The sequence below is a fragment of the Novosphingobium sp. NBM11 genome, from assembly GCF_015390225.1.
GTDB lineage: Bacteria > Pseudomonadota > Alphaproteobacteria > Sphingomonadales > Sphingomonadaceae > Novosphingobium.
In genome coordinates this window covers 235,672-261,929 of record NZ_VUOG01000001.1, presented here as the reverse complement: position 1 = coordinate 261,929, position 26,258 = coordinate 235,672, and the positions used below count along the sequence as shown (strand labels likewise).

Genomic DNA, 26,258 nt, shown 5'->3' with positions numbered 1-26,258 from the left:
CATGATAGCCGAACTGGGCCTTGCCGTCCTGTGGATGGCCGCCGCGCTGGCGGTGCTGCAATTGGCGGCGGGTATCATCGCCCTGCGTCCCAAGGGGGAGCATCTGGCCGGCGTGGTTCGTCCGCTGGCGGTGATGCAGGGCGTGCTGGTCGCCTTCGCGTTCCTGGCGCTGGTTACGCTGTTTCTGGAAACCGACCTGTCGGTAAAGCTGGTGGCGGAAAACAGCCATTCGGCCAAGCCGTTCATTTTCAAGCTGGCGGGCACCTGGGGCAACCACGAAGGCTCGATGCTGCTGTGGGTGACGATCATGGGCCTGGCCGGCGGCTTCGTGGCGCTGATCGAGAAGCGGCTGCGCGAGGATACGCTGGTGGCGACGCTGGCAGGGCAGGCCTTCGTCAGTCTGGGGTTCTACGCCTTCCTGCTGTTGTCCTCGAATCCGTTCGAGCGGCTGCCAGAACCCGCACCCGACGGCAACGGCCTCAACCCGCTGCTGCAGGACATCGGCCTCGCATTCCACCCGCCCACGCTTTACGTCGGCTATGTCGGCCTTTCGATCGCCTTCAGCTTCGCCATCGGTGCGCTGGTGACGCGCGATGTCGGCCCGGCCTTCGCCCGCGCGATGCGGCCATGGGTGCTGGGCGCGTGGATCTTCCTGACGCTGGGCATCACCGCCGGCTCCTATTGGGCGTACTACACGCTGGGCTGGGGCGGCTGGTGGTTCTGGGACCCGGTGGAAAACGCCTCGCTGATGCCCTGGCTGGCGGCGACGGCGCTGCTCCATTCGTGCTCGGTCCTCGCTTCGCGCAACGCGTTGCGGGCCTGGACCGTGATGCTGGGCGTGATCGCGTTCTCGATGTCGATGGTCGGCACCTTCCTGGTGCGATCGGGTATTCTCACCTCGGTCCACGCCTTCGCGGTCGATCCGGAGCGCGGCAGCTTCATCCTGGCACTGCTGGCCATCTACATCGGCGGCGCGCTGACCCTGTTCGGCGTGCGCGCGGCGACGGTGACCGAAGGCGCGCGGTTCAGCTTCGTCAGCCGCGAGGCGAGCCTTGTGTTCAACAACGTGATGCTGTGCGGCATCCTGGGCATCGTGCTGGTCGGCACGCTCTATCCGCTGCTGACCGAGGCGTTTGGCACCAAGGTTTCGGTTGGCCCGCCCTATTTCAATCCCGTGTCCTCGATCTTCGCGATCCCGATGCTGCTGGTGCTGGCGGTCGGCCCGCTGCTGCGCTGGCGCAATGACAAGGCGGGGCGGATCACCATGCCCTTTGCGATCGCCGCGCTGATTATGGCGGCGGTGTTCCTGATCGCCGAAATGGTCGCGCCGGGTATCCACTTGCTGCCGGCGCTGGGCCTTGCCATCGCCAGCGGGCTCTTCTTCGCCAGCCTGTTGCCGCTGAAGGGGCGCAACTTGCGCCGCACGCCGCTGCCGGTGTGGGGCATGGTGATCGCGCACCTTGGCATTGCTGTCGCCCTCTTCGGCATGGCCAGCGATAGCGCTTTCTCCACGGAGAAGCTTGCCGCGATGACCGTGGGCGATACGCAGAACGTGGGGCCGTGGCAGGTGAAGCTCGAAAGCATCGATCCGGTCGCCGGCCCGAACTGGACCGCGCTGCAGGCCACGCTGTCGGCGCGCTATGCCGGCGGTGCGCCGATCACGCTGGAACCGCAGGCGCGCGTCTTCGCCTCGCCTCCGGGGACGCGCACCGAAAGCGCGCTCAAGACCCGCTGGAACGGCCAGCTCTATTCGGTGCTGGGCGAAGAGGGCGAGGACGGCCGCTGGCAGATGCGCTTCTGGTGGAAGCCGTTCGTGCCGATGATCTGGTACGGCGGCGTGCTGATCGCGCTGGGTGGGGTATTGGCGCTGCTTGGCCGCGTGGCTGCCGACGTGAAGCGGCTGCGGGCCGAAGGCAAGATCGCGTATCGCCGCATGAGGCAGGGACGATGAGCAAGCAGAACGATCCGCGTGATCCGACGCCGAAGAAGCCGGGGCTGGCGCTGTGGCTGCCGCTGGCGCTGTTCGCCGGGTTCTTCGTGCTGGTGATCTACGGCCTGGTGCGGCCGGCCGATCGCGAGGTGGCGAGCGCCTTCATCGGCAAGCCGTTGCCCGGCTTCGACCTGCCCCCGGCGGTGGACGACCGCCCCGGCCTGGCGCTCGCCAACTTCCGGGATGGCAAGCCGCGCCTGCTCAACGTGTTCGCCAGCTGGTGCGTGCCCTGCGCGGTGGAATCGCCGCAGCTCGCGGCGCTGGCGCAGCAGGGCGTGGAGATCGACGGCGTCGCGATCCGCGACCGGCGCGAGGACGTGGCCCAGTTCCTGTCCGCGAACGGCAACCCGTTCCGCCGGATCGGCAAGGACGATCTGAGCAAGGTCCAGCTCGCGATCGGATCGTCGGGCGTGCCCGAGACGTTCGTGATCGATGGCAAGGGCGTGATCCGCTACCAGCATATCGGCGACATCCGCGCCGAGGACGTGCCGCTGATCCTGCGCAAGCTGAAGGAGGCGGAATCGTGATGGCGCGCGCCGCATCGAGGCGTGGAGCCACCGTTTTCGCGGTCTTCTCGCTTCTGCTGGCTTCTCCGGCCGCCGCGCAGGATTCGCTGCCGCCGGCGCCCTATGCCTACAAGCAGCTTCCGAACCCCGATCAGGAGGCGAGGGCGCAGGCGCTGATGGAGACACTGCGCTGTCTCAAGTGCCAGAGCCAGTCGATCGCGGATTCGGACGCGCCGATGGCGGGCGACATGCGCCATCAGGTGCGCACGCGCATCGCGGCGGGGGAAGACCCGGAGGAAATCCGCCAGTGGCTGATCGAACGCTATGGCGACTATGTGAGCTATACCCCGCAACTGCGACCGATGACCTGGCCGCTGTTCGCCGCGCCGGCCGCGTTTCTCGTGCTGGCGGCGCTGCTTTTGCGCAAGCGCTTCCGCCGGGGGAATGGCGATGGCGGGGTGGACGAGCCGGACGCCGAAGGGCTGGAGGATAACGCATGACCTGGGTGCTGATCCTCCTGATCGCGATTCTGGTCTTCGCGGTGCTGGCATTCGTGCTGAAGATGCCGCGCTCCGGCTGGGAACTGACCGGCGCGGCCCTGCTGTTCGGCATCGCCGGCTATGCCTTGCAGGGACATCCGGGCGTTCCCGGCGCGCCCAAGGCCGCGGTCGAGAACCAGAAGGCGGCCGACGAGGCGCTGATCAAGCAGCGGCAGGCGATGGGCGATGCCTTCGGCAAGGGCCAGAACTGGATGGTGCTGGCAGACGGGCTTTCGCGGCAGGGTCAGTTCGGGGCGGCGGCGACAATCCTGGGCAAGGCGGTGAAGGCCGATCCCAACGATGCGGACCTGTGGGTGGCGCTCGGCAACACGCTGGTCGGCCATAGCGACGGGCTGATCACCCCGGCCGCGCAGTTCGCGTTTCAGAAGGCGGCGAAGATTTCGCCCGAACATCCGGGGCCGCCGTTCTTCATGGGGCTGGCGCTGGCGCAGTCCGGCAAGCTGGTAGAAGCACGGGCGATCTGGGCCGAACTGCTTCGCCGTGCGCCTGCCGATGCCCCCTATCGGGAAGACCTTCAGGCCCGGTTGGCGAGACTCGATTCGATGCTGGCGGCCTCGGGACAGGCGCCGGCGCCGGCATCTCCATCAGACGAGCCGCCCGCCGCAGCCGCCGAACCGTCGGGTGCCTCTTCTGAAGCGCCCTGAAATCAGCTATTTGCGATGCCATGCGGGGCATGATTTCGTGGTATCCGGTGTGACGAAGGCAGCCATTGCCGGGGCCAAGGCCCGGTGCTAAAGCGCCGCGCCGTTCCGGTGTCCGATGGCGGACCGGCGGTTTGGGCCAAGGCCCGGGGGCACCGTTGCCATGAGTGATTCCGTGCTTGCGAACGGTTCGGACGAAAGCGCAGTTCCTTTATCCACTCTTCGCGATTCCGGCCACCAGACTCACCATCAGGGCAGCCTGCTCAAGATGGCGGTGGGCGCGATCGGTGTGGTGTTCGGGGATATCGGCACCAGCCCGCTCTACGCGCTGCGCGATACCTTCGCCGGCCACCACAAGCTGCCGCTCGACCAGCTGCACGTCTATGGCATCATCAGCCTGATGTTCTGGTCGATGATGATCATCGTGACGTTGAAGTACGTCAGCGTGATCATGCGCGCGGACAACAAGGGCGAGGGCGGAAGCCTGGCGCTGCTGGCGCTGATCAATCAGCACACCAGCGGCAACCGCTGGGGCAAGGGCATCATCCTGATGGGGGTGTTCGCCACCGCGCTGTTCTATGGCGATTCTATGATTACCCCAGCCGTTTCGGTGATGGGTGCGATCGAGGGTGTCGCGGTCTATCAGCCCGAAATGCACCGGCTGGTGGTGCCGATGGTCGTGGCCATCCTGATCTTCCTGTTTTTCATCCAGAGCCGGGGCACCGAGCGCGTCGCGACCTTCTTCGGCCCGATCATGCTCGCCTATTTCACCACGATCTCGGTGCTGGGCGTGATCAGCATCATGGCCTTCCCGCACGTGATCACCGCGCTCAGCCCGCATCATGCGGTGATGATGTTCGCGGCGGACCCGTTCCGGGGCTTCCTGGCGATGGGTGCGGCGGTGCTCGCCGTGACGGGCGCGGAAGCGCTCTATGCCGATATGGGGCATTTCGGCCGCAACCCGATCCGGGTGTCGTGGCTGACCTTCGTGCTGCCGGCGCTGGTGCTGAACTATCTGGGCCAGGCCTCGCTGCTGATGCGCGATCCGTCCGCGCTGGAAAGCCCGTTCTATTTCCTCGCGCCCGAATGGTTCCAGTGGCCGCTGCTGGTGATCGCCTCGCTGGCGGCGGTGATCGCCTCGCAGGCGGTAATCTCGGGCGCGTTCTCGGTTACGCAGCAGGCGATCCAGCTGGGTTTCATCCCGCGCATGACGATCAAGCACACCAGCACAGCGGCGGGGCAGATCTATATCCCCGTCATCAACTGGGCGCTGATGGTCGCGGTGATCCTGCTGGTGCTGGTGTTCCAGCGTTCGTCGAACCTGACGGCGGCCTATGGCATCGCCGTAACCGGCGCGATGCTGATCGATAACGTGCTGCTGGCCGTGGTGCTGTTCAAGCTGTGGAACTGGAAGCCGGTGTTCGCGGTCGGCCTGCTGGCGCTGTTCTTCGTGATCGACGCGGGCTACCTCGGCGCGAACCTGACCAAGATCCCCGACGGCGGCTGGGTGCCGCTGCTGATGGGCGTCACCATCTTCACGCTGCTGACCACCTGGTCACGCGGGCGCGCGCTGATGCGGCAGAACATGGCGGAGGGATCGATCCCGCTGGAAGTGTTCACCAAGTCTGCCCATGCCAGCGCGGCGCGGGTGCCGGGCACGGCGATCTTCATGGCCTCCACCGCATCGGGCGTGCCTTCGGCGCTGCTCCACAACATGAAGCACAACAAGGTGCTGCACGAGCGGGTGGTGATCCTGACCGTGCAGATCGAGGACGTGCCCTACGTGGATCAGGTGGAGCGATCGGCCTGCAAGGATTTCGGTAACGGGTTCTACCGGGTCAGCCTGCGCTTCGGCTTCCTGGAGGAAACCGACGTGCCGGCCACGCTCAAGACCGTGACGATGTGCGGCGAACCGTTCGACATGATGAAGACCAGCTTCTTCCTGTCGCGCCAGACGCTGATAGCGTCGGACAAGCCGGGCATGGCGATCTGGCGCGAAAAGCTGTTCGCGTGGATGTTGCGCAACGCGGCGAGTGCGATGGAGTTCTTCCGGCTGCCGACAAACCGCGTGGTGGAGCTGGGCAGCCAGCTCAAGATCTGACGGTCTCCCGCCCGTCGCGCGGACGGGAGACGCTTGTCAGGATAAACCGATCAATTGCTGTTTTCGGCCTTGGCTTTGAGCTTCGCGGCCTCTTCCTTGGCCTTGTCGCCGGCCTTGTTCAGCGCATCGGCTGCTTTCACGCCAGCCTTGTCCGCTTCGACACCGGCCTTGTCGGCGGCGGCGTCGGCCTTGTTGATCGCTTCGTCTGCCGCGTTGCGGACCGATTCCGCGCCCTCGCTGGCGGTTGCACTCATGTCCGAGGCGGCAGCAGCGATATCGTTCCCGGCTGACGTCGCGGCTTCCTGCGCGTTGTCCTGCGTCTTTTCCGAGCAGGCGGAAAGCGCGATGGCGGCTGCCGCTGCGGTCAGGGTGGTGAAGATGGGTTTGCGCATCAAAAAAGCTCCTCTCTGTCGCGTCACATCAAAGCGCGATGGCGCTTCGGGTTCCTGACGAACGTATCGTCCAACGGAAACGGGCGCGACTTTCCGGAGAAAGCCGCGCCCGTGCAAGCCTGGATGGCTCCGGTCAGCGTCGGAGTTACCCGAGGTTGGCGCTGACCATGCAGTAGAGCATCGGCAGCGACAGCAGCAGGTTCGTGCGGCTGGCGATCAGGGCGCGCGGTGCGGCGGCAGCCTTTTCCTCCGCGCTGGCTTCGACGATGCCGAGGATCTTCTTTTGCGCGGGCCAGATGATGAACCACACGTTGAACGCCATGATCAGCGCGAGGTCCATGCCCAGGCCGATCAGGTTTTCATGCAGGTTGAGCCCCTGGAAGATCAGCGCGCGGTGGACGTAGCCGGTGACGTAGGCGATCACCAGGCCGGTAACGACCGTCAGCAGCGCGGCCCAGCGGAAGAAGAAGAACACTTTCGGCGCGATGTGGCCCGTGATCGCGCCCTTCTGTTCGGCCGGAATCGACGGCATCGTCGGCACCTGCACGAAGTTCAGGTAATAGAGCAGGCCGATCCACAGAATGCCGAAGAACACGTGTAGCCAGCGGAACACGGAATTGACATCGACCGGCACTTCCGCGCCGAACCCCAGCATCACGGCGATGGCCGCGACAAGGCCGATCGCAAGCACCAGATGCAGGTTACCAAACAGCTTGGCCATGAAACTTTCCCCCAGTTTGCGCCCTTTGATCCGTTTACCCGGTTATCGCCGGAGGTGGGCTGACAACATTCTAGGGGGTGTGCGCAATTTGTCACACGTTTTTGTCGTGCGGTAGGGCGTCGGCCATTTGCGGCAAAGCGGCTTGACGGACTGAAGCGCTCAATCGTGTGGCGGGTTCTGTTCCACCTCGTCCGCCGCTTCCGCGCCCAACCCGTGTTTCAGCAGCATGGGGATTTGCGCGAAGGTGAACAGGAACGACAGCGCGGTCACGCCCCACAGCTTGGCCTGAAGCCAGCCATCGAAGCTGAGCGTGTGACGCAACACTTCGTTCAGCGCGGCCAGGAACAGGAAGAAGAACGCCCAGTTGCGCGAAAGCTTCATCCAGCCGGCATCGTCCAGCCCGTCGAACGCGCTTTGCAGCAGCGTGCGCAGCATTGGCTTGCCCCGGATAAGGCCGGCGAACAGCACGCCCGCGAACAGCAGGTAGATCGCGGTGGGCTTGATCTGAATCCAGAACGGATCGCCCAGCAGCACGGTCAGCGTGCCGAATCCCAGGATCAGCACGGTCGACAGCCACAGCATCGGCGAGATCCGGCCGAGCCGCCACTTCGACACGATCAGCGCCACGATCGTCGCCACCATAAACGCGACCGTGCCCTTGGTGACGGCCACAACGGTGCCGATCCCGGCGTTGGCTTCCCTGGGGCTGAAATGCCGATAGGCGAGGAAGAACACCAGCAACGGGCCGTAATCGACCAGCAGATTGATCCACGAGGACTTGGGCTTGGCGCCGGGCTGTTGAGAGTCAGACATGGGAAACCTGCATCACGCTTTGGATCGTCATTGCGAGGAGCGTAGCGACGAAGCAATCTAGGGCCTCTCGTGCCGCACTCTGGATTGCTTCGCTTCGCTCGCAATGACGAAGGGGGAAAGGCAAGACGTTCACCGGAACACGCCCGCGATGACGCGGGCGACCAGATCGGGGTCGAACGGGCGCAGATCGTCGATCTTCTCGCCCACGCCGATGGCATGGATCGGCAGGCCATACTGTTCCGCCGCCGCCACCAGCACGCCGCCGCGCGCGGTGCCGTCCAGCTTGGTCATGATCAGGCCGGTCACGCCCGCCACTTCCTTGAAGATCTCGATCTGCTGGAGCGCGTTCTGGCCGTTGGTGGCATCGAGCACCAGCACCACGTCGTGCGGCGCGGCGGGGTTCAGGCGGCCGAGCACGCGACGGACCTTGGCCAATTCGTCCATCAGTTCGCGCTTGTTGTGGAGCCGTCCGGCGGTGTCGACGATCAGCGCGTCGATGCCCGTATCGGTCGCCGCCTTTACCGCGTCGAACACGATCGAGGCGGGATCGCCGCCCTCGGGGCCGGTGACCACGGGCACGCCCAGCCGGTCCGCCCAGACCTTGAGCTGGCCGATCGCGGCGGCGCGGAACGTGTCGCCTGCCGCCAGCATCACGCCATAGTCCTGTTCCTGGAACAGATGCGCCAGCTTGGCGATCGTGGTGGTCTTGCCCGATCCGTTGACGCCGATCACGAGGACGACGTGTGGGCGTGGGAAGGCGGTGATCTCCAGCGGCTTCGCTACCGGGCGCAGGATGGCGGCGATTTCCTCGGCCACGGCTTCGCGCAGCGCGGTTTCGTCGATCCCGCGTTCGAACTTTTCGTCCGCCAGCCGTTCGCGGATGCGCGCGGCGGCGCGCGGGCCGAGGTCGGACAGGATCAGCGCATCCTCGATCTCGTCGAGCTGCGCGTCGTCCAGCCGGGTCTTGCCGACAATGCCGGTCAGGTTCTCGGTGAGGCGTTCCGAAGTCTTGCGAAACCCGCCGAGAAGCCTGTCGCTCCAGCTTCCGTTCTCCGGCTCGGGGCTCATGCCAGCATTCCTTCGATGATCCTTGTCGGCGTCAGGGTGACGATGGTGCCCGCGGCCGTGCCTTCGGGCAGGCGATAGGGCGCGAACTCGGGCGAATGCCCGGTGCCGTCGCGTTCGGCAAGCACTTCGCGCGGAAGGCCGACCAGCGATGCGAGCCAGCGCGCGCGTTCGGCCGCGACGGCGGCGCGGATTTCGGCTGCCCGCGCCCGGACCGTGGCCGGGGCGACCTGCGGCATCCGCGCGGCGGGCGTATCGGGGCGGGGGGAGTAGGGAAAGACATGGCCGTGGACGACGCCGCAATCGCGCACGATGGCCAGGTTGCCGGCGTGCATCGCTTCGGTCTCGGTGGGAAAGCCGGCGATCAGATCCGCACCGATGGCGATGTCCGGACGGGCAGCGCGCAGGGCGTCCGTCAGCGCGACCGCCTGTGCGCGGCTGTGCCGGCGCTTCATCCGCTTGAGCACCATGTCATCGCCCGATTGCAGCGAGAGATGCACGTGCGGCATCACGCGGGCTTCGCCGGTGATGATCTCGAACAGCAGGCCGTCGATCTCCACCCCGTCGAGCGAGGACAGGCGCAGGCGCGGCAGGCTGGGGAAGGCATCGAGGATCGCGCGCACCAGCACGCCCAGGCGCGGCGCATCGGGCAGTTCCGCGCCCCAGCCGGTCACGTCCACCCCGGTCAGCACGATCTCGTGGACGCCCAGCAGCAGGTGCCGTTCGATCGCGCGCAGAACATCGTCAACGGGGGTGGACAGGCTGGGGCCCCGCCCTTGCGGGATAATGCAGAAGGTGCAGGCGTGATCGCAGCCGGTCTGCACCGGCACGAAGGCGCGGGTATGGACTTCGCTCTGCCGCTGCCGGGAGGGCGCTTCTTCCCCATTCGGGTGCCAGACACGCGGATCGGCCTTGGCCGCGTTGGGCACCACCGCATCCACTTCGGGCATGGCGGAGAAGCTGTCCGGCTGGATCGTGGCGGCGCAGCCGGTAACCACCAGCCGTGCCTGCGGGTGGCTGCGGCGCAGGCGGCGCACCGCCCGGCGCGACTGACGCACGGCTTCGGCCGTCACCGCACAGGAGTTGACCACGACCGTCGGCGTTCCGGCATCCGCGAGCATCGCCCGGATGCTTTCGCTTTCGGCGAGATTGAGCCGGCAGCCCAGCGTCACCACGTCGGCCGACGCGACGGTTTCGGTCATGCGGGGAAGTCCGTATCCTCGAAGCTGCCTTCGAAGCTCGTGGCGGCCGGGCCGGTCATCAGGATCGAGTCGCCTTCCGGCTGTTCCCCCTCCGGCCACGCGATCGTCAGCGGGCCGCCGGGAAGCTCGACCGCTACCGTCCGCCCTGTCAGCTTCCGCCGGATCGCCGCGACGGCGGTGGCGCAGGCGCCGGTGCCGCAGGCGCGGGTCAGCCCGGCGCCGCGTTCCCACACGCGCAGGCGGATGCTGTCGGGGCCGATCAGGCTGGCGACATTGACGTTGACGCGTTCGGGAAACAGCGGGTCGTTCTCGATCAGCGGACCAAGCCGGGCAAGGTCCACCGCATCGGCATCGGGCACGAAGAAGATGACGTGGGGATTGCCGACGTTGACCGCGACGGGATCGGTCAGGTCTTCCCAGCCGACCGGCATCGTCAAGGTGTCCATGGCATAGGCGAGCGGGATGCGGTTCCACTCGAAGCGGGGCGTGCCCATGTCGACCGCCACGCCATCGGCGCCGGCTTCCGAGCGGATCACGCCGGCCAGCGTCTCGATCCGCCGTTCGCCGCCGAGCAGCAGGCCCACCGCGCGGCTGGCGTTGCCGCAGGCTTCCACTTCGCCGCCATCGGCGTTGAAGATGCGCATCCGCACGTCGGCCACGGCGGAGGGTTCCAGCACGATCAGCTGGTCGCAGCCCACGCCGGTGCGCCGGTCGGCCAGCGCGGCGGCGCGGCGGTCCGACATGGCGAGGGGAGTCTCGCGCGCGTCGATCACCACGAAATCGTTGCCAAGGCCGTGCATCTTGCGGAAGGGTATGCGCATGGCGGGCGATCTAGGGCGCGCGCGGGCTTAGCGCAATGCCATAGGGCATCCGCGATGGCGGTTCAGCTTGCCTTTTCGTCCAGGCAGCGCTAAGGGCATCGCGTCCCATCACCTCGAAGGGTGCTGGTACGGCTCAATAACGGCTCCAACAGGATGCCACACGCTGGTCGGCGAGGTTTCGCCCACCGGCGTTTTTCGCGTTACGCGGTTTTGCGTTGGCGATGTGGCGGACGGCGGGGCATGGCAACGGGAATACGGCGTGTTCGATAGTCTTTCAGACCGGCTTGGAGGCGTGTTCGATCGCCTGCGTGGCCGCGGCGCGCTCAAGGAGGACGATGTCCGGGCGGCCATGCGCGAAGTGCGCATCGCACTGCTCGAAGCCGACGTTGCGCTGCCCGTGGTGCGCCGTTTTGTCGACAAGGTTACCGAGGAGGCCGTTGGCCAGTCGGTGCTGAAGTCGGTCACGCCCGGCCAGCAGGTCGTCAAGATTGTCAACGACGCGCTGGTCGAGATGCTGGGATCGGAAACCGCCGATCTCGATCTTGTAGCGGCCCCGCCGGTTGTCATCATGATGGTCGGCCTGCAGGGTTCGGGCAAGACCACCAGCACTGCCAAGATCGGCAAGCTGCTCAAGGAAAAGCAGGGCAAGAAGGTCCTGATGGCCTCGCTCGACGTCAATCGTCCGGCGGCCCAGGAACAGCTCAAGGTGTTGGGCGAACAGGTCGGCGTCGCCACGCTGCCGATCATCGTTGGCCAGCAGCCCGTGGACATCGCCACGCGCGCGCTCCACGCGGCGAAGCTGCAGGCGGTGGACGTTCTCCTGCTCGATACCGCCGGCCGCCTCCACGTCGATGCCGCGCTGATGGACGAGATGAAGGCCGTCGCCGCCGTCTCCGCGCCGAAGGAAACGCTGCTCGTCGTTGACTCGCTGACCGGGCAGGACGCGGTCAACGTGGCGCAGAGCTTTGCCGGCGAAGTCGATCTGACCGGCGTGGTGCTGACCCGCATGGACGGTGATGCGCGCGGCGGCGCGGCGCTGTCGATGCGCGCGGTCACCGGCAAGCCGATCAAGTTCGCGGCCACCGGCGAAAAGCTCGATGCGATCGAGCCGTTCCACCCGCAGCGCGTTGCCGGCCGCATCCTGGGCATGGGCGATATCGTCTCCATCGTCGAAAAGGCGGCGGCGACGGTGCAGGCGGACGAGGCCGAACGGCTGGCCGCGCGCATGGCCAAGGGCCAGTTCGACATGAACGACCTGCGCACCCAGCTGCAGCAGATGCAGCGCATGGGCGGGCTTGGCGCGCTGGCAGGCATGATGCCCGGCATGAAGAAGGCCAAGCAGGCGATGGCGCAATCGGGCATGGACGACAAGGTGCTGCTGCGCATGGACGCGATCATCGGTTCGATGACGCCGACCGAGCGCACGCGGCCCGAACTGCTCAACGCCAAGCGCAAGATCCGCGTGGCCAAGGGTTCGGGCACACAGGTTCAGGACGTGAACAAGCTCCTGAAGATGCACATGGAAATGGCCAAGGCCATGAAGCAGATCAAGAAGATGGGCGGCCTCAAGGGGCTTGGCGCCCTGTTCGGCAAGGGTGGCCTTGGCGCCGCCATGCCTGGGCTGGACCAGCAGGCCGGGCCGGGAGGGCTCGGTGGCCTGGGTGGCGGTCTTGGCGGAGGGATGGGCGCCGGCGGTCTGCCCGGGCTGGGGCAACATGCCCGCCAACCTCGGCGATCTGCTGCGGAAGAAATGATTTCGGAAATTTGCGTTCAAAGAGTTTCGAGGAAAGGTTGAAGTAATGTCTGTTTCTCTGCGTCTGTCGCGTGGTGGTTCCAAGAAGCGCCCGTATTACAAGGTCGTCGTCGCCAACAGCCGCGCTCCGCGCGATGGCGCCTATCTCGAGCAGGTCGGCACCTATAACCCGCTGCTGGCCAAGGACGATGCCAACCGCGTCCGTCTGGTCGAAGACCGCGTGCGCTACTGGCTGGGCGTCGGCGCGCAGCCGACCGATCGCGTAGCCCGCCTGCTCGACAAGGCCGGGATCAAGGAACGCGCCGCGACCAGCAACCTCAAGAAGGGTGAACCGGGCCAGAAGGCCAAGGATCGCGCCGAGGAAAAGGCCGAGAAGGCGCGTGAAGCCGCAGAGGCCGCTGAAGCCGCCGCCGCTGAAGCTGCTGCTCCGGCTCCCGTCGAGGAAGCTCCGGCTGAAGAAGCGCCCGCTGCCGAGGCTGCTGCCGAAGAGTCGACCGAGGCCTGATCTTGTCGGACAAGCCCGTTACGCTGGCCGCCGTGACCGGTGCGCACGGAGTGACGGGCGAAGTCCGTCTCAAGCTGTTCGGAGAAGGCGTGGTGGCGCTCAAGCGCTACCGCGCCTTCAACGCTTCCAGCCTGACGCTGGAAAAGCTGCGCGATGACGGCAAGGGCGGGGCGATCGCCCGCTTCGCCGAAGTGACCGACCGGACCGCCGCCGAACGGCTGCGCGGCACCGCGCTCACCGTGCCGCGCTCGGCCCTGCCGTCGCTGGCGGAGGGCGAGTACTATCACGCCGACCTGATCGGCCTTGCAGCCGTTTCCACCGATGGCGAATCGCTGGGCGAATGCATCGCGGTCGAAAACTACGGCGCGGGCGATGTGCTGGAAATCCGCCGGCCCGATGGAAAGCGCTTCATGGTGCCGATGCGCGCCGAAGCTGTGCCGGAATGGAACGAAACGCGGATGCTGATCGCTTCCGCCTATGCCGAGGCCTGATTTCGGCCCGGTCCGGCCGTTGTTTCGGTAACGTCGCCGTGGCGATCCGTATATGATCGACGCCATGGACTTCGCGCTGATCCTGTTCCTGATCCCTTTCGGTATCGCCGGCCGGGTGCTGGCGCAGAAGCTCGTTGTGCGCCGGCCTGAATGGGGCGACCTGCGCCTCGCGCTCCATGCCGCCCTGCCGGTTGCCGGTGTGATCTGGCTGGCGGCGATCGTACTGCTCATGGCGGGTAAGGATGACGTGGCGCTCGCGCTCGTCCTGCTGGGGTTGGCGGCCTATGGCCTTGCCGCCGCGACCGCGCATCTGGCCGTTCGCAAGTACCGCTATCGCGTGGCCGTGCTCGGCCCGGCGCGGGCTTTCCGGTAACACCCGCGCGCAATCCGCAAAAGGGTTGATGCGCCCGCTGGGCATTCGCACCCGTATCAGGCACGTTCCGCGCGCAATATTGGCAGGGCGGGAGGTTCCGATGCGGGCGATGACGATGATTCCGGCGATGGCGGTCGTGCTCGCGGCGTCACCGCTTCACGCCCAGAGCGCGAGTCCCCAGAGCGCCACGCTCGATAGCATCGCGCCGCAGATCGAAGCGGGCTTCACCACGTTCATGGCGGAAAACCATGTGCCCGGTCTCGTCTATGGCGTGGTGCAGGGCGGCCATCTCGCACTGGTGAAGGGGGAAGGCGTGCAGGATCTCGCCGCGCGCCGCCCCGTCACGCCCGACAGCCTGTTCCGCATCGCCTCGATGACCAAGGCCTTCACCGCGCTGTCGATCCTCTCGCTGCGCGACAAGGGCCTGCTCGCGCTGGACGATCCGGCCGAAAAGTACGTGCCCGAGATGCGCGGCTGGACTTATCCCACCAGCGATTCCCCGAAAATCCGTGTGCGCGATCTGTTGCAGCACGTCGCTGGCTTCGTCACCGACGATCCCTGGGGCGATCGCCAGCAGGTGCTGAGCCAGGAGGATTTCACCGCGCTGCTCAAAACCGGCGTGCCCTTCACGCGCGAACCGCAGGCGCGGCACGAATATTCGAACCTCGGCTATGCCATTCTCGCCGGATCGTCGCCAACGTGACGCACCAGCCCTATCGCCGCTATGTCGAGAAGACTTTCCTTGTCCCGCTGGGCATGACTTCGAGCGGCTATGACACGCCCGCCTCGCCGATCGAGCGGCGTGCTGTCGGCTATCGCTGGGAAAACGGCGCGTGGAGCGAGGAGCCGACGATGAAGGACGGCGCGTTCAATTCCATGGGCGGGTTGCAGGTCAGCTCCAACGACTATGCGAAGTGGATCGCTTTCCTCCTCTCCGGCTGGCCGGCGCGCGACGGGCCGGAAACAGGGCCGGTGCGCCGCGCGACCATCCGCGAACTGGCGCAGGGGCTGAACTTCGTCTCGATCGCCACCCGCCCCGGCAGCACCGGTGCCACCGCCTGCCCGCTGGCGCTCGCGTATGGCATGGGCTGGCGCGTGATGCAGGATTGCGACCTGGGCCTCACCATGAGCCATGGCGGCGGCTATCCGGGCTATGGCTCGCATGTCATGCTGATGCCCGAATACGGCACCGGCATTTTCGTGCTGACCAACCGCACCTACGCCGGCCCGACCGGCCCGGCATGGGATGCGGCGATGCTGATGCACAAGGCTGGCCTGCTCCACCGCCCGGAAATGCCTGTCTCTTCCGATCTCGCCAGCTTCTACGCTGCGGCGCAAGCCGTGTGGCAGGCGGGCACGGTGGCGCCGCTGAACGGGCGCGTGGCGATGAACTTCCCGATGGACCGCACCGCGGAAAACTGGACGAAAGTGCTGGGTGAACTGAAAGCGCAGGCCGGCACGTGCGACACCGCCGCGCCGGTTACGCCGACCGGCCGCATGACCGGCACTTTCCGCTGGACTTGCGGCAAGGGGAGCGTCAACGGACAGATCGTCCTCGCGCCGACGCGCCCGATAACGATCCAGGCGTTGCGGTTCACGTTCGAGGGTGCCGTTCCCTGATCTCTGCCAAGAAGCCCGAATGACCTTCGCCGCCACTGTCCTCACGCTCTATCCTGAAATGTTTCCCGGCCCGCTCGGCGTCAGTCTGGCGGGGCGGGCGTTGCGCGAGGGGACGTGGGCGCTCGATGCCGTGCAGATCCGCGATTTCGCGATCGACAAGCACCGGACCGTCGATGATACGCCCGCTGGCGGCGGGGCCGGCATGGTGCTGCGGGTGGACGTGTTGGCGGCGGCGGTCGATCATGCGCTGGCGGCGCATCCCGGATGCCCGGTCGTTGCCATGACACCGCGCGGCAAGCCGTTGACGCAGGAGCGCGTGCGAGAACTGGCGGCCGGTCCCGGCGTGATCGTGCTGTGCGGCCGGTTCGAGGGTTTCGACGAGCGCATCTTCGCGGGCCGGCAGGTCGAGGAAGTCTCGGTGGGCGATATCGTGCTGTCCGGCGGCGAATGCGCCGCCCTTATGCTGCTCGACGCTTGCATTCGGCTGCTTCCCGGCGTAATGGGCGCGCCTTCAAGCGGGCAGGAGGAGTCGTTCGAGAACGGTCTCCTCGAATACCCGCACTATACCCGACCCGTCGAATGGGAAGGGCGCACGATCCCTGAAGTGCTGCGATCGGGGGATCATGCGAAAATCGCGGAATGGCGGAAACGCCGTTCGGAAGACGATACCCGGTCACGCAGGCCGGACCTTTGGGAGCGCCACGTCGGCGCTCGGGTCCAGTCTGCCTCTGGCGCGCAGCGTGAAGTGCAGGACGATTGAAAAATGAACCTGATTCAGCAGCTTGAAGCTGAAGCCATCGCCGATTTCAAGGCGAAGAAGGATATTCCGGATTTCCGCGCGGGCGATACCGTGCGCGTGGGCGTGCGAGTCGTTGAAGGCGACCGCACCCGCGTCCAGGCTTACGAAGGCGTGTGCATCGCGCGCTCGAACCGTGGCCTCGGCTCGAACTTCACCGTGCGCAAGATTTCGTTCGGCGAAGGCGTGGAGCGCGTGTTCCCGCTCTACTCGCCCAACATTGATTCGATTACCGTGGTGCGCCGTGGTGTCGTGCGTCGTGCGAAGCTCTACTATCTTCGTGGCCGCACCGGCAAATCGGCGCGTATTGCCGAGCGCAAGGTCGTCAAGACCGGCCAGGAGGGCTGAAAGCCCAACGCCCAAGACACGGAAATTGTGTAGAAAGGCGTCCTGGCACCACCGCCAGGGCGCCTTTTTGCTGTCTGCGCGCCGTTCCGCCGGTTCTCCTCATCCGCTGCCCTTTCCCAGAGAGGTTCGTGACCTTGCCATGCTTCGCTTCCGACACCTCCTTGCCGCCTCGGCGCTCTGCGCCCTTCTGCCCCTCGCTTCTGCTCACGCCGGAGAACCGCCGGTGACCGCCACCGCGCAGGCCGCGCCCGCGCTCACGCTGGAGCGCGTCTTCGCCAGCCCCTCGCTCAACGGGCCGGCGCCGCGCGGGGTCAAGCTCTCGCCCGATGGCGCGTACCTCACGCTGCTGCGCAACCGTGCCGACGATCGTGAGCGCTATGACCTGTGGGGCTTCGAGCGGAAGACGGGCAAGTGGCGGATGCTGGTGGATTCGCTCAAGCTGTCGTCAGGCAAGGAACTGTCCGAGGCCGAGAAGATGCAGCGCGAGCGGCAGCGGATCGGCGATCTGAAGGGCATCGTCAGCTACGAATGGGCGCCCGATGGCAAGGCCGTGCTGGTGCCGCTGGATGGCGATCTGTTCCTGGCCGGACTGGACGGCAGCGTCCAGCGCATTCCCGGAACGCAGGGCGGCGAACTCAACCCCAAGCTGGGGCCGAAGGGCGATCGCATCGCCTATGTGCGCGATCGCCGGCTGTGGGTCGGTCCGGTAGCGGGACAGGGTGCGCCGGTGGCCGTGACGCCCACGGAAAGCGCCGAGACCGTCCACTGGGGCGAGGCTGAGTTCGTGGCGCAGGAAGAAATGTCGCGCTTTGCGGGCTTCTGGTGGTCGCCCGACGAAAGCCGCCTGGCGGTCGAGCGGTTCGACGAGGCCAAGGTGGGCGTCGTCACCCGCGCGGCAATCGGCGCGGAGGGCACCAAGACCTTCGACCAGCGCTATCCGGCCGCCGGCACGCCCAACGCCGAGGTTTCGCTGTGGATCATGGCGCCGGACGGCAGCGGCCGCGTCGCGGTGGACCTTGGTGCGGGCGATCCGGGCGCTGAAAAGGACATCTACCTGGCTCGCGTGGACTGGGCACCCGACGGCAAGACGCTCTACGTCCAGCGCGAAAACCGCGCGCAGACCCGGCTCGACATGCTGGCGGTCGATCCCGCCACGGGCAAGGCGCGGGTGCTGTTCAGCGAACAGGCCGCCGAACGCAGCTGGATCAACCTGTCGGACAGCTATCGCTTTCTGGCGGACGGCAGCCTCATCTGGTGGTCCGAACGCGATGGCTTCGGCCATCTCTACCGCTTCCGGCCCGACCATTATCCGGACAGCCAGTGGCAGCAGCTCACGCAGGGCGACTGGGTGGTGACCGGCCTTGTCGGCGTGGACCAGAAGGCCGGCCGCGTGTTCTTCACCGGTACGAAGGACGGCGTGCTGGCGCAGCAGGTCTATGCGCTCGATCTCGCGGCGCCGTCGAAGATCGTGCGCCTGACCGATCCCGGTTTCGACAACGCCGCGACGATGGACAAGCGCGGCCAGACGCTGATGGTCACGCGCAATGCCGACGCGCAGCCGCCGCAATCCTATCTGGCCGATGCCGCCGGCAAGCGGATCGCGTGGATCGAGGAGAATCGCGTGGAGGGATCGCACCCTTACGCGCCCTATCTCGCCAGCCATCGCCCGGCGACCTTTGGCACGATCCCGGCCGCCGATGGTACGCCGCTGCACTGGATGATGATCACGCCGCCGTTGGAGCCTGGGCGCAAGTATCCGGTCTTCACCTTCCATTATGGCGGCCCGCACGCGCAGGTGGTGCACAAGGGCTGGCAGGGCGCGCTGGCGCAGGCGATCGTCGACAAGGGCTATATCTATTTCGCGATCGACAACCGCGGTTCGGCCAATCGCGGGGTGAAGTTCGAAAGCACACTCTACCGCGCGATGGGCTCGGTCGAGGTGCAGGACCAGCTTGCCGGGGCGAATTACCTCAAGGCGCTGGATTTCGTGGACCCGAAGCGGATCGCCACGTTCGGCTGGTCCTATGGCGGCTATATGTCGATCAAGATGCTGCAGGCCGACCCCGGCGCCTATGCGGCGGCCATCGCCGTGGCTCCGGTCACCAAGTGGGAACTCTATGACACCCACTATACCGAACGCTACCTGGGCGACCCGAAGCGCGAACCGCAGGTCTATGCCACGTCGAACGCGCTGGCCGATACCGGCCGCATCCGCGATCCGCTGCTGCTGATCCACGGCATGGCGGACGACAACGTGGTGTTCGAGAACTCCTCCGCGATCATCGCCAAGATGCAGGCGGAGGCGGTGCCTTTCGAGATGATGCTCTACCCCGGTTATACCCACCGCATCAGCGGGCCGAAGGTGAGCCAGCATCTCTACGAGACGGTTTTCCGTTTCCTCGATCGCAACGGCGTCGGACCGGCGCCGCTCGTGGCCGGGAAATAGGAATTTGGGTGGCCGGAAGGCCAATTCGCTTGGCTGGTCGGAACCAGCCGCTATGGACGGCCCGCGTCATGCGATGCGCGGCACTGGAAGGGAAGTGACATGGGTTACCGGGTTGTAGTTGTCGGCGCGACGGGGAACGTGGGCCGCGAGATGCTCAACATCCTTGCCGAGCGCGCGTTTCCGATCGACGAGATCGCCGCTGTTGCCTCGCCGCGTTCGCAGGGCACCGAGATCGAGTTCGGCGAGACCGGGCAGAAGCTCAAGGTCCAGAACATCGAGCATTTCGATTTCACCGGCTGGGACATCGCGCTGTTCGCCGCCGGTTCCGGCCCGACCAAGATCTATGCGCCCAAGGCCGCTTCGCAGGGCTGCGTGGTGATCGACAACTCGTCGCTCTACCGCATGGACCCGGACGTGCCGCTGATCGTGCCCGAAGTGAACCCCGATGCGATCGACGGCTATACCCGGCGCAACATCATCGCGAACCCCAATTGCTCGACCGCGCAGATGGTCGTGGCGCTCAAGCCGCTGCATGATGCGGCGAAGATCAAGCGCGTGGTCGTCTCGACCTACCAGTCCGTGTCCGGCGCGGGCAAGGAAGGCATGGACGAGCTGTTCGAACAGAGCCGCGCGATCTTCGTCGGCGATCCCGTGGAACCGAAGAAGTTCACCAAGCAGATCGCGTTCAACGTGATCCCGCACATCGACGTGTTCCTGGACGATGGATCGACCAAGGAAGAATGGAAGATGGTCGCCGAAACCAAGAAGATCCTCGATCCGAAGGTCAAGGTCGTCGCCACCTGCGTCCGCGTGCCGGTGTTCATCGGCCACTCGGAAGCGGTGCACCTGGAGTTCGAGGAAGAAATCTCCGCCGAACAGGCCCAGTCGATCCTGCGTGAGGCGCCGGGCGTCATGCTCGTCGATAAGCGCGAGGACGGCGGATACGTGACGCCGATCGAATGCGTGGGCGATTACGCCACGTTCGTGTCGCGCGTGCGCGAGGATTCCACAGTCGATAACGGCCTGGCGCTGTGGTGCGTGTCGGACAACCTGCGCAAGGGCGCGGCGCTTAACGCGGTGCAGATCGCGGAACTGCTGGGCCGCCGCCACCTCAAGAAGGGGTAAGCCGGCAATCCTTCCCCGATTGCGGGAAAGATTCGGCATTTTCGATGTCATAACATTTGCGCGACAGCCACCCTCTCCCTAGGATCGCCTCTGATCCTTGGGAGAGGGCACCCGCGCCATGACGCTTTCCGCCGACGTTTTCTGGTCTTTCCGCAGCCCGTACAGCTACCTGGCCACGCGCCGCTATCGCGCGCTGACGGACGAGTACGATCTCGCCATCAATCTGCGCCCGGTCTATCCGCTGGCGATCCGGCAGCCCGATTTCTTCGAACGGAATCATCCCGGCTGGCTGCGCTATCTGTTCGTGGATGTGGCGCGGCTGGCGCAGTTCCACGGCATTCCCTTCGTTCCGCCGCGCCCCGATCCGATCGTGCAGGACATCGCCACGCGGCGCATCGCGGACGAGCAGCCCTATATCTTCCGCCTGACTCGCATGGGGCAGGCGGCATCGCGGCGCGGCAAGTCACTGGCCTTCGCCGATGAAGTCTCGCGCCTGATCTGGGGCGGTACGCAGGGCTGGCACGAAGGCGATCACCTTGCTGGCGCCGCCGCTCGCGCCGGGCTGGACTTCGCCGAACTCGAAGCCGAAGCCGCGAGCGACGCGGAACGGCTCGACGCCGAACTCGCCGCCAACCAGGAAGCGCTGGAAGCCGCCGGGCACTGGGGCGTGCCAACGCTGGTCTTTGACGGCGAACCGTTCTTCGGGCAGGACCGCATCGACCTTGCGGTGTGGCGCATGGAACAGAAGGGGCTGGTTCCTAGTGGATGACGAGAAACCCCGGTGGATGCTCTCAAGGCGGCTGATGCGCAAATTGAGGACGTTCAAAACGAGTGCCTTCGCAGCGATTGCCGTTTTGCTGATCGTGGGACTCGTGCTGCTGCTGGTTCCGATGACGTCCGACCTAGTGCGACGCAGGGAGCTTCCAGGGTCATCCACCATATCACAGCCCGTCGACAACACGCGGTTGATCGGTGAGGTGGTGCATGCGGGAAACAGGCCGCTCACGTTATATTATCTTGATGTACCAGGCGGAGGGCGCCGGGCGTTGAGGCTGGTGGACATGCGCTCCGGCGAGGTTTTCCGGCCATTCAAGGACGATCAGCGCGTCCTGAGCGGATTTACCTTGCTGTCTGAGGCGGAGGGCGCCGATGCGGAAGGCTACATTGCAATTGCGCGCAATGGCGGAACGGATGAGCGCCCGTTGTTCGATGTGGTGGGATGCCGCTTTTCGGATGTTAAGTTCTTCACGCTTGCGCGTGGCGTTGCGGCAATGGACGCGCCTCAGGCGGTGGCGGGCGTGGGCGTATCGATGGTACTCGCGAAGCCGGACGGCAAATCGAGGTTCGTGATTGCCGATTGGGCACGGGGCGTCATTTCCATCGAAAGGCCGCTCGATCTCCCAGCCCCCCTTGATGCGGAAGGCACGAGGCAGGCCGCCCCCGTCCATAGCTAAATGTAGGGAGTGACTCTGGTTTAAGCGTTGCCCCTTCGCTATCCTCTCGCTCATGCTGACCACCATGACCGGCGGCTGCCAGTGCGGCCGCATCCGCTATGCCGTGCGCCTCGGTAGCGACGAGGCTTATCTCTGCCATTGCCGCATGTGCCAGAAGGCGACCGGCGGGGTGGCGGCGGCCTTCGTGCAGGCTGCGCGCGATGCCATCCTCTGGGAGCGCGAGCCCGACTGGTATGCCTCGTCCCCGATCGCGCGGCGCCCGTTCTGTTCGGCTTGCGGCACGCCGCTGGGCTTTGCCTTCCTCGATGGCGCCGGCATGATGGACCTCACCGTCGGCAGTTTCGACGATCCTTCGATCCTCCGGCCGGTATCGCACGCCGGCGCGGAAAGCCTGCACGAGGCATGGCTGGACACGCGCGCGCTTCCCCGCCATCGCAGCGACCAGACGCCGAGCGTGGCCGACCGCTGGAAGGCCGCTGGACTGGAGGTTCCCGAATGACCGAGCTGACCACCGAATTCTTTGCCGGCCACGGCGGCGCGCAACTCGCGCTGCACCGGATGGGGAAGGGCAGGCCGGTCGTGCTGCTGCACGGGCTGTTCTCCTCGGCGGCGATCAACTGGGTCAAGTTCGGCACCGCCGCGCAGCTTGTCGCCGCCGGGTTCGAATGCCTGATGCCCGATCTGCGCGCGCATGGTGAAAGTGCCGCACCCCACGATCCGGCTTCCTATCCGGCGGACGTACTCGCGCTCGATGCCATGGCGCTGGTGGAGCATCTGGGGCTCACCGATTTCGACCTGTGCGGGTTCTCGCTGGGGTCGCGAACCTCGGCGCGGGCGGTGCTGGGCGGACTTTCCCCGCGCCGGCTGGTGCTGGCGGGCATGGGGCTGGAAGGGCTTGCCGGATGGAAGGGCCGGCGCGATTTCTTTATCGACGTGATCGATCGCTTCGGCACGATCCGGCCTGGCGATCCCGCCTATGTCTCGCAGCAGTTCATGAAGACGATGAACGTCGATCGCGTCGCCGCGCGGCTGCTGCTGGGCTCGATGGCGGATACCGCGCCGGAGGATCTTGCCGGCGTGACCATGCCCGTGCTGGTGCTGTGCGGCGACAAGGACAACGACAACGGCTCGGCCGACCGGCTGGCCGCCGCGCTGCCCGACGCGCGCCGCGCGACCATTCCCGGCACGCACATGAGCAGTGTGACCGTGCCCGAAATGGGGGCGGAGATCGTTTCGTTTCTTACCAGTCCGGCTTGACCCCGGCGTTCGGAGGCTTAACCACGGAGGCATGACAAGCGCCCGCATCGCGCGGCGCTGGCAATGTCCTCAGGGAGTCCCCGTCCATGAAATCGCTGTCTTCCGTTCTTGCGCTGGCCGTCGCGGGTCTTTCCGTGACGGGCCTTGCCGCGCCCGCTTGCGCGCAGGATGCTGCCGCCACTCCCGCCACGGTGAAGACGTGGCTGTCCCAGGCGGAAAAGGACTATTTCGACCAGTCCATCCGCACCAACCGCACCGAGTGGGTCTATCAGACCAACATAACCTACGATACCGCCGAGCTTACGTCCGCTGGCAACGCGGCGCTGACGAAGCTTCAGGTCGATCAGGCCAAGCAGGCGGCGATCCTCGCCAAGGTGCCAGGCCTTGCGCCCGACGTTGCGCGCAAGCTGCTGGTCATTCGCACCCAGATCACCACGCCGGCGCCCACCACCCCCGGCGCGGCCGAGGAATTCGCCGCGCTGCAGGCCCGCGTCCAGGGCATCTACGGCAAGGGCCATGGCACGCTGAATGGCGAGCCCGTCAATGGTAGCGACATCGAGGAAGCGATGGGCACCACGCGCGATCCGGCGAAGCTCAAGGAAATGTGGGTAAGCTGGCACGATACGGTCGGCACGCCGATGAAGGCCGACTACGTGCGCATGGTCGATATCGCCAACGCTGGCGCGCGCGAACTTGGCTTTGCCGATACCGGCGCGCTGTGGCGCTCGAACTACGATATGGACCCCGATGCCTTCGCGGCGCTGACCGAGAAGATCTGGGGCGAGGTCCAGCCGCTTTACCGCCAGCTGCACTGCTATGTCCGCACCAAGCTCAACGAGAAGTACGGCGATGCCGTGCAGCCCAGGACCGGCCCGATCCGCGCCGACCTGCTGGGCAACATGTGGGCGCAGGAATGGGGCAACATCTATGATATCGTCGCTCCCGCCGGGGCGGGGGATCTTGGCTACGACGTCACCGATCTGCTGGCAGCGAAGGGCTACGATCCGCTCAAGATGGTGAAGGCGGGCGAGGGCTTCTATTCCTCGCTGGGCCTGGCGCAATTGCCCGAAACCTTCTGGCAGCGTTCGCAGTTCGTGAAGCCGCGTGATCGCGAGGTGGTGTGCCACGCTTCGGCCTGGGACGTGGACAACAAGGACGATCTGCGCATCAAGATGTGCATCAAGGTGAACGGCGACGATTTCGGCGTCATCCACCATGAACTTGGTCACAACTACTATCAGCGCGCCTACAACGGGCAGGACCCGCTTTACCTGAATGGCGCCAACGACGGTTTCCACGAAGCGATCGGCGATTTCGTGGCGCTCTCGATCACGCCCGAATATCTCGTGCAGATCGGCCTGCTCGATCGCGCGAAGGTGCCGGGGCCGGAAAAGGACACCGGCCTGCTGCTGCGCCAGGCGATGGACAAGGTGGCGTTCCTGCCCTTCGGCCTGCTGATCGATCGCTGGCGCTGGAACGTGTTCAACGGCACGATCAAGCCCGCGCAGTATGAAACGGCCTGGAACGACATGCGCCTGAAGTATCAGGGCATCGTGCCGCCCGCGCCGCGCAGCGCCGATGCCTTCGATCCGGGCGCGAAGTATCACATCCCCGCCGTGGTGCCCTATACGCGCTATTTCCTGGCGCGGGTGTTGCAGTTCCAGTTCTTCGAGGCGGCGTGCAAGCAGGCCGGCTGGAAGGGGCCGCTGCACCGGTGCAGCTTCTATGGCAACAAGGCGGTGGGCCAGAAGCTCAATGCGATGCTCACGATGGGCGCATCCAAGCCCTGGCCCGATGCGCTGGAAGCCTTCACCGGCAGCCGCGAGATGAGCGGCGCCTCGATGGTGCGCTATTTCGCGCCGCTTTCGCGCTGGCTGGAGCAGCAGAACCGCGGCAAGGACTGCGGCTGGTAGGGTCTGCTCCCCGATAAGGTCTTGCCGTCAGGCGCGGTTTCAGTCACCATCTTCTCAAATTATATAAAAATCAGAGGATGCCATAATGAAATCGCGCCGGATTGCCGCGTTTCTGGCTTTGGGAAGTGCCTTTGCGGCCTCGGTGCCCGCCCATGCCAGCATGAATCTCGATACCGAACCCGTCGCGCTTGCGCGGCAAGTCACGGCTACCAGCCCGGATGGCGTGGTCGCCGCGCTGCGCTCGCTGGGCTATGGCGCCGATCTGACCGCCGATGACGCCGGCGAACCGCTGATCAACGCGCGCATCGGCAAATGGCAGACGTTCGTGCTGTTCTATGATTGCGACGCGAAGATGCACGACAATTGCCAGTCGTTGCAGTTCAGCGCCAGTTTTACGCCCGACAAGCCTTTCGGGCCGCAGGAAGCGGCGGCCTTCGCGCGCGACTATCGGTTCGGCGCCCTGACCATTGGCACCGACAAGTCGGTCGTGCTGTCTTGGGATGTGGTGACCGGAGGCGGCCTTGATTCGTCGGTGTTCCGCAAGGTGGTCGAAAACTTCAGCTTCGCCCTGGATAACGTGGGCGCTCTGGCGTTCAACGAGGATACCGGTGCGGATGCGAAGCGGCCAGCGGGCCGCCTTATCGCTTCCGGCTCTCGCCCTTGACGTTCTTGAGCGAAGCGCCGGCAAGTTCGGGCCAGCGTTCTTCCCAATCGTGAAGGTCCCAGTCGGCCGGCCGTTCGAAGCTCAGAATGTCGTCCTGCGTTTCGGCCAGGTTGATGTCTTCCGGTTCGATTGTCGCGCCGGGCGTGGTGCTGGCGAAAGCGCGCACCGTGGGGCGTTCCGGGTGCTTGCGGTGCGTTTCGATCACGATCGCAAGCCGGTCGCCGGGAATCCGCACCAGTGAGCCGACTGGATAGACGCCGACCGAGCGCACGAACGCGGCCAGCACATATTCGTCGAAATGGCCGTTCCAGCTCAGCATCTCGTGGATCGCTTCGGCCGGTGTCCAAGGAGCCTTGTAGGGGCGGTCCGACGTGACGGCGTCATAGACATCGCACACCGCGCCCATGCGCGAGAGCAGCGTGATCTCGTCGCCGCTCAGCCGGTGGGGATACCCGGTACCATCGACCTTTTCGTGATGATGCAGCGCCACGTCCATGACCAGCGCCGACAGCGTATCGTCCTTGCGCAGTACGGTGTGCCGGTCAAGCCGGTTTCCAACTGCACGGGGTGGACCGGTGACTCTGACATTCATTGACAAAAGGATTTGCCTAGCTTTTCTGCGGAACAAGGCGCCTCATGCGGCATTCAAGCATGAAATATTTTTGACCAGACCCCCTCATCCGCTGCCCCATTGATGCCCT

The 26,258-nt window shown here is 65.8% G+C and carries 26 protein-coding genes and 1 pseudogene; 20 read left to right on the top strand and 7 right to left on the bottom strand.

Annotated elements, in window-relative coordinates; genetic code table 11:
• Position 1: 1 nt before the first annotated feature.
• The 5 genes from F1640_RS01305 to F1640_RS01285 all read left to right on the top strand — a co-directional run bounded on the left by F1640_RS01305 (position 2) and on the right by F1640_RS01285 (position 5,798).
• Positions 2–1,951, top strand: a complete 1,950-nt coding sequence (locus F1640_RS01305; RefSeq protein ID WP_194917349.1) for a heme lyase CcmF/NrfE family subunit — start codon at positions 2–4, stop codon at positions 1,949–1,951.
• Positions 1,948–2,517 (top strand): DsbE family thiol:disulfide interchange protein, encoded by a 570-nt coding sequence (locus F1640_RS01300; protein ID WP_124808725.1) that lies wholly within the window; start codon positions 1,948–1,950, stop codon positions 2,515–2,517. The genes F1640_RS01305 and F1640_RS01300 overlap by 4 nt, the downstream gene beginning before the upstream one ends.
• Positions 2,517–2,996: a cytochrome c-type biogenesis protein gene (locus F1640_RS01295; protein WP_194921028.1), complete on the top strand. Its 480-nt coding sequence runs from the start codon at positions 2,517–2,519 to the stop codon at positions 2,994–2,996. Before F1640_RS01300 ends, F1640_RS01295 begins: the two co-directional genes overlap by 1 nt.
• The gene (locus F1640_RS01290) at positions 2,993–3,700 is read left to right on the top strand and encodes a tetratricopeptide repeat protein (RefSeq protein WP_125955945.1); all 708 of its coding nucleotides are present in this window, start codon (positions 2,993–2,995) and stop codon (positions 3,698–3,700) included. Before F1640_RS01295 ends, F1640_RS01290 begins: the two co-directional genes overlap by 4 nt.
• 160 nt (positions 3,701–3,860) lie before the next feature.
• Positions 3,861–5,798, top strand: a complete 1,938-nt coding sequence (locus tag F1640_RS01285) for a potassium transporter Kup (protein WP_125955943.1) — start codon at positions 3,861–3,863, stop codon at positions 5,796–5,798.
• 50 nt (positions 5,799–5,848) lie between these two features.
• Here the strand turns inward: F1640_RS01285 and F1640_RS01280 are convergent, their stop codons facing one another.
• From F1640_RS01280 to dapF, 6 genes are all read right to left on the bottom strand, one after another.
• Complete coding sequence (locus F1640_RS01280) at positions 5,849–6,190, bottom strand: entericidin EcnAB (RefSeq protein WP_124808721.1); 342 nt, start codon at positions 6,188–6,190, stop codon at positions 5,849–5,851.
• 145 nt (positions 6,191–6,335) lie between these two features.
• Positions 6,336–6,911 (bottom strand): urate hydroxylase PuuD, encoded by a 576-nt coding sequence (locus tag F1640_RS01275; protein ID WP_124808720.1) that lies wholly within the window; start codon positions 6,909–6,911, stop codon positions 6,336–6,338.
• A gap of 159 nt (positions 6,912–7,070) precedes the next feature.
• Positions 7,071–7,724: an inner membrane-spanning protein YciB gene (locus tag F1640_RS01270; protein WP_194917347.1), complete on the bottom strand. Its 654-nt coding sequence runs from the start codon at positions 7,722–7,724 to the stop codon at positions 7,071–7,073.
• Between the two features lie 129 nt (positions 7,725–7,853).
• Positions 7,854–8,792: a signal recognition particle-docking protein FtsY gene (gene ftsY / locus F1640_RS01265; RefSeq protein ID WP_124808718.1), complete on the bottom strand. Its 939-nt coding sequence runs from the start codon at positions 8,790–8,792 to the stop codon at positions 7,854–7,856.
• Entirely contained in the window at positions 8,789–9,991 is a 1,203-nt protein-coding gene (locus F1640_RS01260; RefSeq protein ID WP_194917345.1) for a MiaB/RimO family radical SAM methylthiotransferase, read from the bottom strand. Before F1640_RS01260 ends, ftsY begins: the two co-directional genes overlap by 4 nt.
• Positions 9,988–10,812 carry a diaminopimelate epimerase gene (gene dapF, locus F1640_RS01255; protein WP_194917344.1) on the bottom strand — a complete coding sequence of 275 codons (825 nt, stop codon included), beginning with the start codon at positions 10,810–10,812 and terminating at the stop codon, positions 9,988–9,990. The genes F1640_RS01260 and dapF overlap by 4 nt, the downstream gene beginning before the upstream one ends.
• 259 nt (positions 10,813–11,071) lie before the next feature.
• Between dapF and ffh the strand changes: the two genes are divergently transcribed.
• From ffh to F1640_RS01180, 15 genes and pseudogenes are all read left to right on the top strand, one after another.
• Positions 11,072–12,607, top strand: coding sequence for a signal recognition particle protein (ffh, locus tag F1640_RS01250; RefSeq protein WP_194917343.1), 1,536 nt, complete (start codon positions 11,072–11,074; stop codon positions 12,605–12,607).
• 4 nt (positions 12,608–12,611) lie between these two features.
• Positions 12,612–13,070 carry a 30S ribosomal protein S16 gene (rpsP, locus tag F1640_RS01245; protein ID WP_124808714.1) on the top strand — a complete coding sequence of 153 codons (459 nt, stop codon included), beginning with the start codon at positions 12,612–12,614 and terminating at the stop codon, positions 13,068–13,070.
• 2 nt (positions 13,071–13,072) lie between these two features.
• The gene (rimM, locus tag F1640_RS01240; protein WP_370385485.1) at positions 13,073–13,561 is read left to right on the top strand and encodes a ribosome maturation factor RimM; all 489 of its coding nucleotides are present in this window, start codon (positions 13,073–13,075) and stop codon (positions 13,559–13,561) included.
• 52 nt (positions 13,562–13,613) lie between these two features.
• On the top strand, positions 13,614–13,934 hold the full coding sequence (locus F1640_RS01235; protein ID WP_194917342.1) for a hypothetical protein: 321 nt from the start codon (positions 13,614–13,616) through the stop codon (positions 13,932–13,934).
• Positions 13,846–15,554, top strand: a pseudogene (locus F1640_RS01230) (serine hydrolase domain-containing protein). The gene F1640_RS01235 and the pseudogene F1640_RS01230 overlap by 89 nt, the downstream one beginning before the upstream one ends.
• Before the next feature lie 19 nt (positions 15,555–15,573).
• Positions 15,574–16,314: a tRNA (guanosine(37)-N1)-methyltransferase TrmD gene (trmD, locus tag F1640_RS01225; RefSeq protein ID WP_124808711.1), complete on the top strand. Its 741-nt coding sequence runs from the start codon at positions 15,574–15,576 to the stop codon at positions 16,312–16,314.
• 3 nt (positions 16,315–16,317) lie between these two features.
• Positions 16,318–16,698, top strand: a complete 381-nt coding sequence (rplS, locus tag F1640_RS01220; protein WP_124808710.1) for a 50S ribosomal protein L19 — start codon at positions 16,318–16,320, stop codon at positions 16,696–16,698.
• A 139-nt stretch (positions 16,699–16,837) separates the two neighbouring features.
• Positions 16,838–19,144, top strand: a complete 2,307-nt coding sequence (locus F1640_RS01215) for a S9 family peptidase (RefSeq protein WP_194917341.1) — start codon at positions 16,838–16,840, stop codon at positions 19,142–19,144.
• A 99-nt stretch (positions 19,145–19,243) separates the two neighbouring features.
• The gene (locus F1640_RS01210) at positions 19,244–20,269 is read left to right on the top strand and encodes an aspartate-semialdehyde dehydrogenase (RefSeq protein ID WP_124808708.1); all 1,026 of its coding nucleotides are present in this window, start codon (positions 19,244–19,246) and stop codon (positions 20,267–20,269) included.
• Positions 20,270–20,387: 118 nt separating this feature from the next.
• Positions 20,388–21,038 carry a 2-hydroxychromene-2-carboxylate isomerase gene (locus F1640_RS01205; protein ID WP_194917340.1) on the top strand — a complete coding sequence of 217 codons (651 nt, stop codon included), beginning with the start codon at positions 20,388–20,390 and terminating at the stop codon, positions 21,036–21,038.
• A 34-nt stretch (positions 21,039–21,072) separates the two neighbouring features.
• Positions 21,073–21,723, top strand: a complete 651-nt coding sequence (locus F1640_RS01200) for a hypothetical protein (RefSeq protein ID WP_194917339.1) — start codon at positions 21,073–21,075, stop codon at positions 21,721–21,723.
• A gap of 52 nt (positions 21,724–21,775) precedes the next feature.
• Positions 21,776–22,222, top strand: a complete 447-nt coding sequence (locus tag F1640_RS01195) for a GFA family protein (RefSeq protein WP_194917338.1) — start codon at positions 21,776–21,778, stop codon at positions 22,220–22,222.
• Positions 22,219–22,980 (top strand): alpha/beta fold hydrolase, encoded by a 762-nt coding sequence (locus F1640_RS01190; RefSeq protein ID WP_194917337.1) that lies wholly within the window; start codon positions 22,219–22,221, stop codon positions 22,978–22,980. Before F1640_RS01195 ends, F1640_RS01190 begins: the two co-directional genes overlap by 4 nt.
• Positions 22,981–23,066: 86 nt before the next feature.
• On the top strand, positions 23,067–24,893 hold the full coding sequence (locus tag F1640_RS01185) for a M2 family metallopeptidase (RefSeq protein ID WP_124808703.1): 1,827 nt from the start codon (positions 23,067–23,069) through the stop codon (positions 24,891–24,893).
• A gap of 85 nt (positions 24,894–24,978) precedes the next feature.
• Positions 24,979–25,557, top strand: a complete 579-nt coding sequence (locus F1640_RS01180) for a YbjN domain-containing protein (protein ID WP_255530150.1) — start codon at positions 24,979–24,981, stop codon at positions 25,555–25,557.
• Here F1640_RS01180 and F1640_RS01175 read toward each other — a convergent pair.
• Positions 25,532–26,149 (bottom strand): HD-GYP domain-containing protein, encoded by a 618-nt coding sequence (locus tag F1640_RS01175; RefSeq protein ID WP_194917335.1) that lies wholly within the window; start codon positions 26,147–26,149, stop codon positions 25,532–25,534. The genes F1640_RS01180 and F1640_RS01175 overlap by 26 nt on opposite strands.
• Between the last annotated feature and the right edge of the window lie 109 nt (positions 26,150–26,258).